The 12,884-nt window shown below is 52.5% G+C and carries 13 protein-coding genes; 8 read left to right on the top strand and 5 right to left on the bottom strand.

Going from position 1 to position 12,884, the window contains the following annotated elements; genetic code table 11:
- Positions 1–206 precede the first annotated feature (206 nt).
- From ttrS to X965_RS14060, 5 genes are all read left to right on the top strand, one after another.
- A complete protein-coding gene (gene ttrS, locus X965_RS14080) occupies positions 207–1,961 on the top strand; it encodes a tetrathionate respiration histidine kinase TtrS (RefSeq protein WP_036418540.1) in 1,755 nt (584 codons plus the stop codon).
- Positions 1,952–2,563, top strand: a complete 612-nt coding sequence (gene ttrR, locus X965_RS14075) for a tetrathionate respiration response regulator TtrR (RefSeq protein WP_036418538.1) — start codon at positions 1,952–1,954, stop codon at positions 2,561–2,563. The genes ttrS and ttrR overlap by 10 nt, the downstream gene beginning before the upstream one ends.
- Positions 2,564–2,654: 91 nt before the next feature.
- Complete coding sequence (locus X965_RS14070; RefSeq protein ID WP_004236886.1) at positions 2,655–3,596, top strand: Kdo(2)-lipid IV(A) acyltransferase; 942 nt, start codon at positions 2,655–2,657, stop codon at positions 3,594–3,596.
- A 24-nt stretch (positions 3,597–3,620) separates the two neighbouring features.
- On the top strand, positions 3,621–4,853 hold the full coding sequence (mdtG, locus tag X965_RS14065; protein ID WP_024473894.1) for a multidrug efflux MFS transporter MdtG: 1,233 nt from the start codon (positions 3,621–3,623) through the stop codon (positions 4,851–4,853).
- Between the two features lie 394 nt (positions 4,854–5,247).
- Complete coding sequence (locus X965_RS14060; protein ID WP_004236888.1) at positions 5,248–6,771, top strand: peptide MFS transporter; 1,524 nt, start codon at positions 5,248–5,250, stop codon at positions 6,769–6,771.
- A gap of 38 nt (positions 6,772–6,809) precedes the next feature.
- Here X965_RS14060 and X965_RS14055 read toward each other — a convergent pair whose 3' ends face one another.
- From X965_RS14055 to X965_RS14045, 3 genes are all read right to left on the bottom strand, one after another.
- Positions 6,810–7,529: an AraC family transcriptional regulator gene (locus X965_RS14055; protein ID WP_036418535.1), complete on the bottom strand. Its 720-nt coding sequence runs from the start codon at positions 7,527–7,529 to the stop codon at positions 6,810–6,812.
- Between the two features lie 43 nt (positions 7,530–7,572).
- A complete protein-coding gene (locus tag X965_RS14050; protein WP_004241460.1) occupies positions 7,573–7,914 on the bottom strand; it encodes a tRNA-binding protein in 342 nt (113 codons plus the stop codon).
- Between the two features lie 116 nt (positions 7,915–8,030).
- Positions 8,031–8,732: a FecR family protein gene (locus tag X965_RS14045; protein ID WP_004241462.1), complete on the bottom strand. Its 702-nt coding sequence runs from the start codon at positions 8,730–8,732 to the stop codon at positions 8,031–8,033.
- Positions 8,733–9,383: 651 nt separating this feature from the next.
- Here X965_RS14045 and X965_RS14040 point away from each other — a divergent pair.
- Entirely contained in the window at positions 9,384–10,031 is a 648-nt protein-coding gene (locus X965_RS14040; protein ID WP_004236892.1) for a LysE family translocator, read from the top strand.
- A gap of 4 nt (positions 10,032–10,035) precedes the next feature.
- Here X965_RS14040 and X965_RS14035 read toward each other — a convergent pair whose 3' ends face one another.
- Both X965_RS14035 and X965_RS14030 read right to left on the bottom strand, forming a co-directional pair.
- On the bottom strand, positions 10,036–10,620 hold the full coding sequence (locus X965_RS14035; protein ID WP_004236893.1) for an NAD(P)H-dependent oxidoreductase: 585 nt from the start codon (positions 10,618–10,620) through the stop codon (positions 10,036–10,038).
- Between the two features lie 127 nt (positions 10,621–10,747).
- A complete protein-coding gene (locus tag X965_RS14030; RefSeq protein WP_004236895.1) occupies positions 10,748–11,635 on the bottom strand; it encodes an AraC family transcriptional regulator in 888 nt (295 codons plus the stop codon).
- Between the two features lie 368 nt (positions 11,636–12,003).
- Between X965_RS14030 and X965_RS14025 the strand changes: the two genes are divergently transcribed.
- Together X965_RS14025 and X965_RS14020 are read left to right on the top strand one after the other, a co-directional pair.
- On the top strand, positions 12,004–12,390 hold the full coding sequence (locus tag X965_RS14025) for a YkgJ family cysteine cluster protein (RefSeq protein ID WP_004236896.1): 387 nt from the start codon (positions 12,004–12,006) through the stop codon (positions 12,388–12,390).
- Positions 12,391–12,472: 82 nt separating this feature from the next.
- Positions 12,473–12,655, top strand: coding sequence for a DUF2526 family protein (locus X965_RS14020; RefSeq protein ID WP_004236897.1), 183 nt, complete (start codon positions 12,473–12,475; stop codon positions 12,653–12,655).
- The last annotated feature ends 229 nt before the right edge of the window (positions 12,656–12,884 follow it).

Genomic DNA, 12,884 nt, shown 5'->3' with positions numbered 1-12,884 from the left:
TATTTGGAACTTCATTGCTCGTCGTATTCAAACTCAACCAAAAAGGAATAAACATGTTGTTGAGTAAAGGGATATGTCATTATGGGGATTGTAAAAATTGCCGGAGACTCCCCCTATTGTGGTTAACCACATAACGGGGAATACATTGATCTAAAACAACAGATTTTTCTCTGAAAACAGACACAGGACGCACTGCCCGGGGACACATGCAGATGGCCGCACGCACAGGTTTGCTGACCGCACTGTTATTTTTCACCTCTTTTTCATTTGCCGCACAGTGGACCATCGGTGTGCTGGCACTGCGGGGGGATGCGCCGACGCGTCATTACTGGGAGCCGCTGACAGAGCAGCTCAACCGCGCCCTGCCCGGCGAACACTTCACCCTGCTGCCGCTGACACTGGATCAGATGCGGGAAGCGCTGCACAATAACGAGATTCAGTTTGTCCTCACCAATCCGGCACAGTTTATCCAGCTGGACAGCAACTTTCCCCTGCGCTGGCTGGTCTCCCTGCGTTCGGCTTATGAGCCGGATAACGCCACCCGTAATGTGATCGGCAGTGTGCTGCTGGTGCGCAAAGAGAGCCCTTATCAGACTCCGGCGGATCTGACCGGTAAAAAAGTCGGGGCAGTCGCGCCGGATGCCTTCGGCGGCTATTTATTAGGCTATAAAGCCTTGCGTGATGCGGGTATCGACCCGCCGCGTGATTACCATCTTCAGTTCTCCGGCTTTCCGGCTGATGCCCTGCTTTATCTGCTGCGGGATAAGGCGATTTCCGGTGCGATTGTCCCGGCCTGCCTGATTGAATCCATGGATAAAGAGGGACTCATTCACCAGGATGATTTCCGGCCGCTTCTCGGACGGGACAGCACCATTCCCTGCTGGACCAGCAGCGAGCTATACCCGAACTGGTCATTTGCGGCGGGCAGCGGTGTACCGGACGAACTGGCGGATGAAGTCACCCGGGTGCTGCTTAACAGCCACGGCGAAAAAACCATGCGCTGGGGTGCGCCGTCATCCACCCGCCAGGTGGAAAATCTGCTGAGAGAAGTCAATCAGCACCCGCAGCAGCGGCAGTTCTGGCAGGAGATTATCAGCTGGAGCCGGAAAAACAGCTGGCTGTTGGGCTCGGTTGCCCTGGTTTTTCTGCTTCTCGGTATCAATCATGTGTGGATTGCTTTCCGGGTGCGCCGCCGCACCCGCCAGCTGGAAGCCGCCCATTCACAGTTACAGCGCCAGCAGCAGGATCTGGAAAAAGCCCAGCAGCTCAGTGTGCTCGGGGAGATGGCCTCCGGTTTTGCGCATGAGCTGAATCAGCCGCTGTCCGCTATCCGCCATTACGCCCAGGGCTCGCAAATCCGGCTGGAGCGCGAAGATCCCGCACACCCGCTGCTGCCGGTCATGTCGCAAATTGACAGCCAGGCCGAACGCGGTGCCAGTATTATCCGCAACCTGCGGCTGTGGGCGGGAAACAGCCCGTCCTCCCCGGAAGGTGCGCCTGTGCCGCAGAATGTGGCGGTGGTGCCGGATCTGGTCTGGAAACTGCTGCGGGTTACGGAACGATATCCTTCTGCGGTTTTATATAACACCGTTGCTCACGATGCCGTATTACACTTACCGCCGGCACTGCTGGATCAGGTGCTTTCCAACCTGTTCAGTAACAGTTTGCAGGCCGGGGCGGACTGCATCCTTGTGATGCATCACCACACCCCCGGCGGACAGATTCTGGTGGTGCAGGATAACGGCGGCGGGATGGATGAAACGCAGCTGACACAACCTTTTGCCCCGTTCCGCTCCACCAGGCCCGAAGGACTCGGGCTCGGGCTGGTGATCTGCCAGCGCCTGATGCGCAGCCAGGGTGGTGATATTCATATGGAAAATTGTTCCGGCCCGGACGAACAGCCCGGCTTATGTGTTACCCTTATCTTCAGTGAACCGACAAAGGAATCCCCATGCCCGTGATCCACCTGGTTGATGATGATGTTGCTGTGACACAGGCGTGTCAGTTTTTGCTGGAGAGCCTCGGTTATGAGGTGTGTGTCTGGAATGACAGCCGGGCATTTGTTGCACAGGCGCCGCTGCACACTTACGGTATTGTGTTACTGGATATGCGCATGCCGCATTTTGACGGCTGCCGTGTGCATCAGATCCTTCAGGAGCAGCACAGCACACTGGCAGTGATATTCCTGACCGGCCACGGTGACCTGCCGATGGCGGTTGAGCAGATGAAACTCGGTGCGGTGGATTTTCTGCAGAAACCGGTGGCCACACAACCGTTGCAGGCAGCACTGACCCGCGCCGCCGCGGTAACCGGCAAAGCCGTGGCCTGTGCCCGAATCCGTGACCGTTTTCAGACTCTGACGCCGAAAGAGCGTCAGATCGCCGGTTTTGTCGCACAGGGGCTGATGAACCGGGAAATCGCTGATATTGCCCATGTTGCGGTAAGAACCGTCGAAGTGCACCGCGCCAAAGTGATGGAAAAAATGGCGGCGGGCAGCCTCGCGGAGCTGGTCACGCAGCTCAACAGCATTACGGACGCTGAAAACAGCACCGCAGAGCACTAACATCTGCAACCGATACCACGTATAATTTAGTGTTATATCATTTACATGAACCCGCATCTGCTGATGCTTTAAACAATAACGATGTCTGACTATGATTACAGCTCCTGAATTTCAACGCTCGTTTCTGCATCCCCGCTACTGGCTGACCTGGCTTGGCCTGGGTGTACTGTATGTGCTGGTGTTGCTGCCGTATCCGGTGATTTACCGGCTGGGCACCCGTCTGGGTCGTCTGTCCATGCGTTTTCTCAAACGCCGCGCGGAGATTGCTGACCGCAATCTGCAGTTGTGCTTTCCGGATATGCCGGAAGAAAAGCGCAAAGCGATGGTGGTGGCAAATTTTGAATCCGTCGGCATGGGGCTGTTTGAAACCGGCATGGCCTGGTTCTGGCCGGACTGGCGGGTAAAACGCTGGTTTAAGGTGGAAGGCCGCGAACATATTCAGAAAGTACAGGCATCCGGACAAGGTATTATCGTGATAGGCATCCATTTCCTGACCCTGGAACTGGGCGCACGGATTTTCGGTATGCTCAATCCAGGCATCGGGGTTTACCGTCCGAACGATAACCCGGTGATGGACTGGATGCAGACCACCGGTCGTTTGCGATCCAACAAATCCATGCTCGACCGCAAGGATGTCAAAGGGATGATCCGCGCCCTGCGTGACGGACAGATTTTGTGGTATGCACCGGATCACGATTACGGCCCGCGCAAAAGTGTGTTCGCACCGCTGTTTGCCGTGGAGAAAGCCGCCACCACCACCGGTACGTCTATTCTGGTCAAAGCCGGTCGTGCAGCACTGATCCCGTTCACACCGCGCCGTCTGCCGGACGGAAAAGGCTATGAACTGCTGATCCAGCCCCCTGCGGACGGTTTTCCGGAAGATGATGATGTGGCTGCCGCAACCTTTATGAACCATGTTGTGGAAAAAGAAATTTTACGCGCCCCGGAACAATATATGTGGCTGCATCGGCGCTTCAAAACACGGCCGGAAGGTGAACCGTCCCTCTATCATGACCGGGACAAAGTCCATTAAAAAAGGAATTAAATTACTACCCTGATGCAGAACAAAGCCCCCAACCGTAACTGGAAACGAAATCTTTATGTTGTGTGGTTCGGCTGTTTTCTGACCGGCGCCGCCTTCAGCCTGATCATGCCCTTTCTGCCGCTCTATGTGGAAGAGCTCGGGGTGACAGACCATGAGGAACTCAATCTGTGGACGGGGGCGGCATTCAGTATTACCTTCCTGTTTTCCGCCATCGCTGCCCCTTTCTGGGGCAAACTCTCTGACCGCAAAGGCCGTAAGCTGATGCTGCTGCGCTCCGCGCTCGGTATGGCGATTGTCATGCTGCTGATGGGCTTTGCACAGAATGTCTGGCAATTGCTGTTCCTGCGCGCCCTGCTGGGGCTGCTGGGCGGCTTTGTGCCGAATGCCAATGCCCTGATTGCCACTCAGGTACCGGTCAAACGCACCGGCTGGGCGCTGGGCACACTCTCCACCGGCGCTGTCAGTGGTGCACTTATCGGTCCGCTTATCGGCGGTTTTCTGGCGGATCACACCGGACTGCGTCCCGTCTTCTATATCACTGCCAGCGTTTTGTTTATCTGCTTTTTTGTGACACTGTTTTTTGTCCGCGAAAACTTCACGCCGGTGTCACGCAAAGATGCGCTCAACACAAAGCAGGTTTTTGCGGCGATAAAAAATCCGCGCCTGGTGATCTGCCTGTTTTTCACCACCATGTGTATTCAGATTGCGGCGGGCTCGGTCAGCCCGGTTATCACCCTGTATATCCGCGAGCTGGGCGGACATACTGAAAACCTGGCGTTTATCAGCGGGTTAATTGCTTCTGTGCCGGGGCTGGCCGCGCTGATCAGCGCCCCGCGCCTCGGAAAACTGAGTGACCGGATAGGGCCGGATAAGGTACTGATCGCCATGCTGGCAGTGTCTGTGTTTGTTATTCTGCCGATGGCCTGGGTCACCCATTACTGGCAGCTGGGTGCCCTGCGTTTTCTGCTCGGCGCCGTCAATGCCGCTCTGCTGCCCGCCGTCCAGACCCTGATTATTTATCATATCACCCATGAAATTGCCGGACGGATTTTCAGCTATAACCAGGCACTGCGCGACGCCGGTAATGTTACAGGACCGTTAATGGGCGCCTGGGTGGCTGCGCATTTCGGCTTCGCATCTGTCTTTTATTTCACCGCTGCGGTTGTACTGTTTAATCTGTTTTATTCGTGGTGGTGCATAAAATCGCAGAGCGCCCCGAAAATTAAACCGGCCGATATCGGGTAGATATCGCCGGTTTTCATCCGGTTACTTTTCGCTGTCAGCAATTTGTTACTGAAATTTCATCTTTCCGTTATGAGTCAACTTTAACTGGTTGATTTAAAATAATTTTGCAAATATACGTAAGCCTCATAATCCACATCTTCTGTCAATAGACCTCATCACATTTTGTATAAATAAGTCTTGTGAAATGAGATTTTTGTCGACATTTCATCTAAAAAATGGTTTATAAAATAGAAAACGTGCTTTAAGTGAATACGATTCACGATAAGTGTGTTAATAATACTTTAATAAGACAGGATGTTTATTGATACACAAAAGTATCATTTTGTTAACAGGAACTGTTTATCCTTACCATTTTCAGGCTTATTCTCCGGAATAAACCTTTGGGAAATTACAGATGCAATCAACAACAAACAAAAAACGTACTTTCTTCGGGCACCCTTACCCGCTCAGCTCGCTGTTCTTTACCGAGATGTGGGAACGCTTCTCCTTCTACGGTATCCGTCCGTTACTGATCCTGTTTATGGCAGCCACCGTCTATGAAGGCGGGATGGATATTCCGCGTGAACAGGCTTCCGCTATCGTCGGTATTTTTGCCGGTGCGATTTACCTGACCTCCCTGCCGGGCGGCTGGCTGGCGGATAACTGGCTCGGACAGCGCATGGCGGTCTGGTACGGCTCAATCATTATTGCACTCGGTCACCTCTCGATTGCCCTGTCGGCAATCTGGTCACCAAAGCTGTTCTTTGTCGGTCTGCTGTTTATCGTTATCGGTACCGGGTTATTTAAAACCTGTGTGACGGTCATGGTCGGTACGCTGTACAAACAGGACGATACACGCCGTGACGGCGGTTTTTCCCTGTTCTACATGGGGATTAACATGGGCTCCTTTATCGCGCCGCTGGCGACCGGCTGGTTAGTCCCTAACTTCGGCTGGCACTGGGGCTTCGGTATCGGTGGTCTGGGGATGTTAGTGGCCCTGCTGGTGTTCCGCTTCTACGCGGTACCGCTGATGCGTCAGTATGACGGTGAAGTGGGTCTGGACTCCAGCTGGGATCGCCCGACTGTCGCGCGCAAAAATGTCGGTAAGTGGGTTGGCCTGGCGGCTGTGGTTATCGCCGCTGTCACTGTCCTGATCGCCTCCGGCGTTATCCCGTTCAACCCGATGCTGGTTGCCACCAACATGGTTTACCTCATCTCCGGGATGGTTATTCTCTACTTCATCTACCTGTTTGTGTTTGCCGGTCTGGAAAGCAGTGAACGCATCCGGTTATTTGTCTGTTTTATTCTGTTAGTCACCGCCGCCCTGTTCTGGTCTGCGTTTGAACAGAAACCGACGTCATTCAATCTGTTTGCGAAGGATTACACTGACCGTAACCTGTTCGGTTTTGAAATCCCGACTGTCTGGTTCCAGTCCATCAACGCCCTGTTTATCATTATACTGGCCCCCGTGTTCAGCTGGTTATGGCCTGCCCTGGCGCGCCGTAATATGAACCTGAGCAGTATCACCAAGTTTATGTTCGGTGTCCTGTTCGCTGCGGGTGGTTTTGCAGTGATGATGATGGCGTCCGAGCGCGTGATTGAAACCAGCGCCGGTGTCTCCCCGATGTGGCTGACCTTCAGTATCCTGCTGCTGACCCTGGGTGAACTGTGCTTAAGCCCGATTGGTCTTGCGACCATGACACTGCTGGCGCCGATGAAAATGCGCGGCCAGGTGATGGGTCTGTGGTTCTGTGCCAGTGCGCTGGGTAACCTTGCAGCCGGTATCATGGGCGGTAATGTCCGTCCGGATCAGCTGATGAACCTGCCGGGCTTCTTCTCACACGTTTCTGTTGCCCTGCTTATCTGTGCCGCAGTGCTGTGTGTGCTGATTGTGCCGGTACGCAAAATGCTGCAAAGCGCAGACAACAAATCTGCCTGATTGAAATAATGTACAAAAGCAAAAGGGTGAGCTCCGGCTCACCCTTTTTTTATGCGCAGACTGGCCGGTGTATCGCCGTAAAAGCGGCGGAAAGCACTGGTCAGGGAAGATTGGGTACTGTAACCGCAGCGCAGGGCAATTTCCGGCAGTGTCAGCGGGGTATGGCAGATAAGATGATGTGCCCGGCGCAGACGTATTTCAGTCAGAAAAACCGCCGGGGTTTTACCGGTGGCCGTCAGCAGACGGCGCTGAAGAGTACTGGCCGATAGTGCACAGCATGACGCCATTTCACTGACCGTCCACGGGTAATCAGGACGCGCGGTCAGCTGTTGTGTCAGAGTATGCAGCCAGCGCCTGTCCTGCCCGTCCGGCTGCAGTTGCGCCGCAAGCTGCTCTGCCAGCAGAATACGCGCACTTTCCGGATGCTGTTCAATCATCTGCGGATAACTGATAAGCCAGTCCACATAAGCACGGGTGGCATCCGGCAGCACAGACCACAGAGAATCAGGGGAAGTGAAGAAGAGGCTGTCCGCAGGCAGTTCAAGTACCACCTGGCGGTTATGACCGGTGCCGCAGAAACGGTGGTGATACCCCGGCGGGATCGCCGCCATCCGTCCCTGCTCCACCGAACCGCTGTCGCTGCCGACAGTCAGTTCCATTGCGCCGCTGCCGCCCAGCACCAGTTGCCACATGTCATCATGACTGTGCTCCAGGGTTTCCTGCCGGTAGGTACGTAATGAGATAACAGGTCGTTTCATGGAATACCCCCTGAGAGTACGGAAAACGACAGGCGGCAGGGTGTTACATCAGGCGGTGACCGGCGGGTACCGGCAGGGAAAACTCCGCAAGAACGATATCTCCGTCCGCATTAGCAGCGCCGGTTATCAGCACTTCTGATTTCACGCCGGCCACCCGTTTCGGGGCAAAATTACACACACATAATACCTGACGCCCGATTAATTCTTCCGGTTTATATAATGCGGTAACCTGTGCGCTGGAGGTTTTCACACCGTACTCCCCAAAATCCACAGTAAAGATATAGGCGGGTTTGCGGGCTTTCGGATTAAGCTCTGCGGTCAGTACCACACCGACACGCAATTCCACTTTTTCAAAATCGGCCCATTCAATTTCTGCTGATGTCATCGGTCTCTCCGGCTGCTGTACAACGGTTAATCAGGGTAATATTCCGCATCATTATACCGGTGATCAGACACCGCCGCTGTTGCCGGACAGTCAGATTTTATCGCCGGACAGGCAACTCAGCGGTAAGCCTCTGAGCCCGGCAGCGATTCACGGGTCAGCCCGAGAGAGCGCATCATCTCCTCAACCTCTTCATCCAGACGGCTGAGATGCAGCACACGATCCACAATAATGTCTTTCTTATCATTATTCAGCAGAACCACCGGCACCGCGCGGTAGCTGTTGATCATCTCAATCGCTTCTGACAGCGGGATATTATTCAGCACCAGTGAGCCGGATAACCAGTCGATATCGGTGTACTGGCGCTGAAATACTTTTGCCCGGCCTTCCGGCAGAATTTCCAGACGCTGTCCCGGCCCGACCGTTTCGGTTTTACCGTTAAAAAACGTGGTTACAGTTTCATCCAGCGGGCAGACGGAGACTTTATTATCCGCAATATCCACCACAAAGTTGCCGTTACCGGACTCCACCCGCACACCATTGGCGGTGACCCGGAACGGACGCTGTTCCTCACGGTTTTCGCTGACGGCAAAACGCGCCCGTCCGGACAGCAGTTCTACCGCCCGGCTGCCGTTATCATAGGCCACCACAGCACGGGATTCGGTATCCAGCTTCAGCTGGCTGCCGTCACGGAGAGAATACTGTTTAATCTCTCCGCGGTGAGTGTAATGTTCTTCAACGCCTTTTGCCTTCATCAGAATGGCGTTGTATACCCCGTAACCTGCCAGAATCGTCAGGAAAACAAGTAATATGATGAGCAAACGGCGTCGCCGTTGTCTGAAAAATAGGCGTTTCAACTGCAATCTCCTGCGGATTGTAAGCGCCGGAATCTGTTTTTCCGGCGTCACATATATCGTCGGGTAACCGACGGCTTCCGGTCACCCGTTGATAAGAAATTCCGATTAATCACTGCCGTTATTGTCACAAATCAACGGTATCAGGTTGTTATTATTGTTTATCCGCATAAACCGCGCATACAGTGATAAGTATCAGATAATTATCATTTACAATGAAAAATAAGTTCGCAGATATCCGGCGATATCCACAATAAAAACAAGGCCAAAAGTAAAATATCATCTTTTAATTCAGCTAATTAATTGATGATACGGTACCATTGGTGCAGCTGAGTATAATACACTTTACCGGATGTAAAGCCGTGCTTTTACGTTTTGTTACACTATCTGCCATCCGGAAACACTCTTTTGATGCGTACTCTTTTTCCGCCCGTTTTTTAACACTGATAAATTATAAAGTGAGTAATTCATTATAAATATTGAACAAGTTTATATAATTCAGCAAATCAATATACGCGTATAAATAACCGGCAAAAATGTCATTTGCCAGCGGATCATACTTAATGGCATTATATCCGCCATAATATAACGTTTTCTCTGACTCCGGAGGGCTGTCACATGCTGGATATTATCCATTACCCGCTGTTTTTACTGTCCGTTTTTATCTTTGCGGTAACGCCGGGGCCGGATATTGCCTATGTACTGGGACAAAGCCTGGCCAACGGCCGCAAAGCCGGTATTTTGTCCGCGCTGGGGGTGATGCTCGGCAGCAGTGTGCATGCTGTTGCCGGGGCTGTCGGGCTGGGGGCGATTATTGCCGCATCGCCGACACTGTTTACCGTGATTAAGTATCTCGGTGCGCTGTACCTTGCGTTCCTCGGCGCCAAAATGATCCTCGGTACACTCAGAAAGCGCGGGCAGACCGCTGATGATAATGAAGAAGTGGTGATTCAGAAGGCAGCCGCAAAATCGATTCTGATCCGGGGGTTTATCACCACACTGACCAATCCGAAAGTGCTGCTGTTTTTTATTGCCTTTTTCCCGCAGTTTATTGCGGCAGGCGGCAGTTATTATGCGGAATCTTTCCTGCTGCTCGGTGCAACCTATGCTCTGCTCGGGTTCTGCACTGATACCACGCTGGCACTGATTGCCGGGACACTGGCTGCACGGATCTCCGGCAGCCCGAAAGCGCATTACTGGATTGACCGCCTCGTCGGTACCACCTTTATCGCTCTCGGTCTGCGCCTGGCATCAGTGGCCCGCTGAGGGTTCAGCCTGCGATATTCACATCCAGGTGAGCCAGATAGCGGCAAATATCCGCATCAATATGCGGGTTTTTAACCACATCAAAACAGGAAAATGTCGGCAGTGATGTCATCCCGGTAAACTGATTGGTTTTGTGGAGCGGGAAATACACACTGTCGATACCCCGCCCCTCAAAGAACTGCTTTTCATCCTCAAAGGCTTCCTGCGGTGCGTTCCAGGTCACGGATAACATGTATTTTTTACCGGTCAGCACACCGCCGGAGCCGTATTTTTTACTGCTGTCACGGCGGCTGCGCCCGTCATTAATATGAAAACGGTCATCAGACTGTGTAAATACCTCATCAATGTATTTTTTCACAATCCACGGCCCTTCCATCCACCAGGCCGGCATCTGGTAAATAATCACATCCGCCCACAGGTAATTCAGTACTTCCTGTTCATCGTCATAACCGTCATCAATACGGGTAACACGGACATTCATGCCTTTTTCTGTCAGATGGCGGCGGGCGATATCCGTCATGTGATCGTTCAGTTTGCCGTCAGAGCCGCCGAATTCTTTTGAACCGTTAATAATAAAGATGTTTTTCATTGTGTTACTCACTCAGGAATGATGTCGTCAATCCCGTTATCCTAACCGGCCTGTCCCGCAAATACGTTAGCCTGTCCGCTCTGATGTTTGCCTGATCCTGTCATTTTGCCCGGAAATCACACACCGGTCAGAGAAGAACCCGCTTTTTATCCTGTCCGGGAGGTAACCCGAATAACCGCCGGTATTCACGGTTAAACTGAGAGGCACTTTCATACCCGACACGAAAAGCCGCTTCCGAAGCATCCGCCGATTCCACCAGCAGCAGACGGCGGGCTTCATTAAGTCTCAGCCATTTCTGATATTGCAGCGGGCTCATCCGGGTGACCCGGCGGAAATGGCGGTGAAAAGAGGATTCGCTCATCTGAGCCCGGCGGCAGAGTGTCTCCACCGACACCGGCTGATCAAAATGCGCTTTCAGGTAACTAAGTACGCCGCTTATCTGGCGGCACTGTTTATTATGTGCGGCCATCAGCTGGAGCCGTGCGCCCTGGCCGCTTTTCAGCAGGTAATAGAGAATTTCTTTATGGATAAGCGGAGCCATGACCGGGATATCGTCCGGTTTTTCCAGCAGCGCCACCAGGCGGCAGACCGCACTGAGCAACGCTTCTGTGACCGGACACACTGCCTGCGGTACAGCGGGTTCTGAAGTCAGCAGCTGAAAACCGCTTTCCTGCATCAGTACCGGAAGGTCGCTGAGGTTAAGACTGACCAGCAGAGCCAGAAACGGTGCCTGCTCTGATGCCTCACAGACCTGCGCAATCGCAGGGATATCCACGGATGTCAGCAATACATCCCCGGGGCGGTAACAATAGGTGTTATCTCCGAGTGTGATCCGTTTTGCGCCCTGAACCGCAAGTGCGATACCCGGCTCATAAGTCCAGGTTTGCGCCTGTGACGGAGCCGTCCACCGGCACAATGCGAGACCGGGAACGGTCGTATCCCACCCGCCGCTGCGCTCTGCGGTGTAAGTCTGTAACAACTGTTTCAGGCAGCGCAGGCGATCATCCGTTTCCATTATATTCTCAGCGACTGATTAACAGGGCTACAGCATAACGGAAAAGACCGTACCGTGCTGTATTTTGCATTACGGTACCGGTTATCAGACTCAGCAGCATATCGTGCAGAGAGAGACCGCCGGAGGGATATTTACTTTATCTTTTAAAAACAGAAATATACCTTTATATGCAGTAAATTATTTTTCCTGTCTTTCATAAGCAGAATTATTATTTTAATTTCATTCATTATTTTGTGATCTGCTGCTGTTTATTTTTATTGAATTTGCGCGGCAAAATAAAAATAATAATCCGCCCTGAGAGCTTATTCAGGACAAAACTCGGCCTGCGGTGAAATAATCACCGCGTTTGCATAATGTGGTTAACTATCATGAGCAATGTAATTGCGTTTACTGATGCGGACACCAATCCCTGTATGCAGTGCGGGGCGTGCTGTGCCTATTTCCGGGTCTCGTTTTATCACGGGGAAACGGACAGTACGGGCGGCGTGGTGCCGGCAGAGATGACAGAAAAAGTGAATGACTTTATGGCCTGTATGAAAGGCACTGATCAGAAATCCCCGCGCTGTATCAATCTTCAGGGGGAAGTCGGTCAGTGTGTAGCGTGCAGCGCTTACGCACAGCGCCCGTCGCCGTGCCGCGAGTTTGATCAGTCGTGGGTCAGCGGTGTACACAATGCCGCCTGTGACCGGGCAAGAGCCGCACACGGCCTGCCGCCGCTGGAGCCGCCGTCCCGCCACAATGATCACGCCGCCTGACCACCGCCGTTTTGCACTAACGCTTTTACCGCTGTTCAGGTAGGATAACCGCATTATTATCAGACTGAATAAGGACAGCCGTATGAGCGATTATGCACAGAGTGTTGCTGATGTGGAAAAAGCCATTGAGAGTAACAGTATCACTGAAATGAACGAAATGATGGTCAGCCTGGGTGACAGCAACCCGCTGCCGTATGAACAGCGTTATGAATTACAGCAGCGCCTCCGCCAGGCGATAATGGATCACGGAAAAATACATCACTAGTTAATTCTTATTCCGTACCGGCTTATTGTCAGAATAATATACCGGTACGGAGTGTCATGTTTATTCCGTTAATGTCAGCTTTTGCAAAAGTCGCGTTCATTCCTGTACTAACCGCCTTTTAATCCGCTATGCTTTCCCTGTCAGCTATCTCATTCATTCATCTGATTATTGTTTATAACAAATCAATCTTATCTGCCTGTTAATTAAAAACTAAAATAAAACACCCTAT

The organism is Morganella sp. EGD-HP17 (assembly GCF_000512315.2).
Classification (GTDB): Bacteria; Pseudomonadota; Gammaproteobacteria; order Enterobacterales; family Enterobacteriaceae; genus Morganella; species Morganella morganii.
Note: the sequence above shows the minus strand (reverse complement) of the source record. Positions and strands in the feature narration are given on the sequence as shown.

Coding starts and splice junctions, on each gene's coding strand:
- X965_RS14050 (WP_004241460.1), bottom strand. CDS start 7,914: ATGACATCAGCAGAAATTGAATGGGCCGATTTTGAAAAAGTGGAATTG.
- ttrS (WP_036418540.1), top strand. CDS start 207: ATGCAGATGGCCGCACGCACAGGTTTGCTGACCGCACTGTTATTTTTC.
- X965_RS14060 (WP_004236888.1), top strand. CDS start 5,248: ATGCAATCAACAACAAACAAAAAACGTACTTTCTTCGGGCACCCTTAC.
- X965_RS14070 (WP_004236886.1), top strand. CDS start 2,655: ATGATTACAGCTCCTGAATTTCAACGCTCGTTTCTGCATCCCCGCTAC.
- ttrR (WP_036418538.1), top strand. CDS start 1,952: ATGCCCGTGATCCACCTGGTTGATGATGATGTTGCTGTGACACAGGCG.
- X965_RS14025 (WP_004236896.1), top strand. CDS start 12,004: ATGAGCAATGTAATTGCGTTTACTGATGCGGACACCAATCCCTGTATG.
- X965_RS14055 (WP_036418535.1), bottom strand. CDS start 7,529: ATGAAACGACCTGTTATCTCATTACGTACCTACCGGCAGGAAACCCTG.
- X965_RS14040 (WP_004236892.1), top strand. CDS start 9,384: ATGCTGGATATTATCCATTACCCGCTGTTTTTACTGTCCGTTTTTATC.
- X965_RS14030 (WP_004236895.1), bottom strand. CDS start 11,635: ATGGAAACGGATGATCGCCTGCGCTGCCTGAAACAGTTGTTACAGACT.
- X965_RS14035 (WP_004236893.1), bottom strand. CDS start 10,620: ATGAAAAACATCTTTATTATTAACGGTTCAAAAGAATTCGGCGGCTCT.
- mdtG (WP_024473894.1), top strand. CDS start 3,621: ATGCAGAACAAAGCCCCCAACCGTAACTGGAAACGAAATCTTTATGTT.
- X965_RS14020 (WP_004236897.1), top strand. CDS start 12,473: ATGAGCGATTATGCACAGAGTGTTGCTGATGTGGAAAAAGCCATTGAG.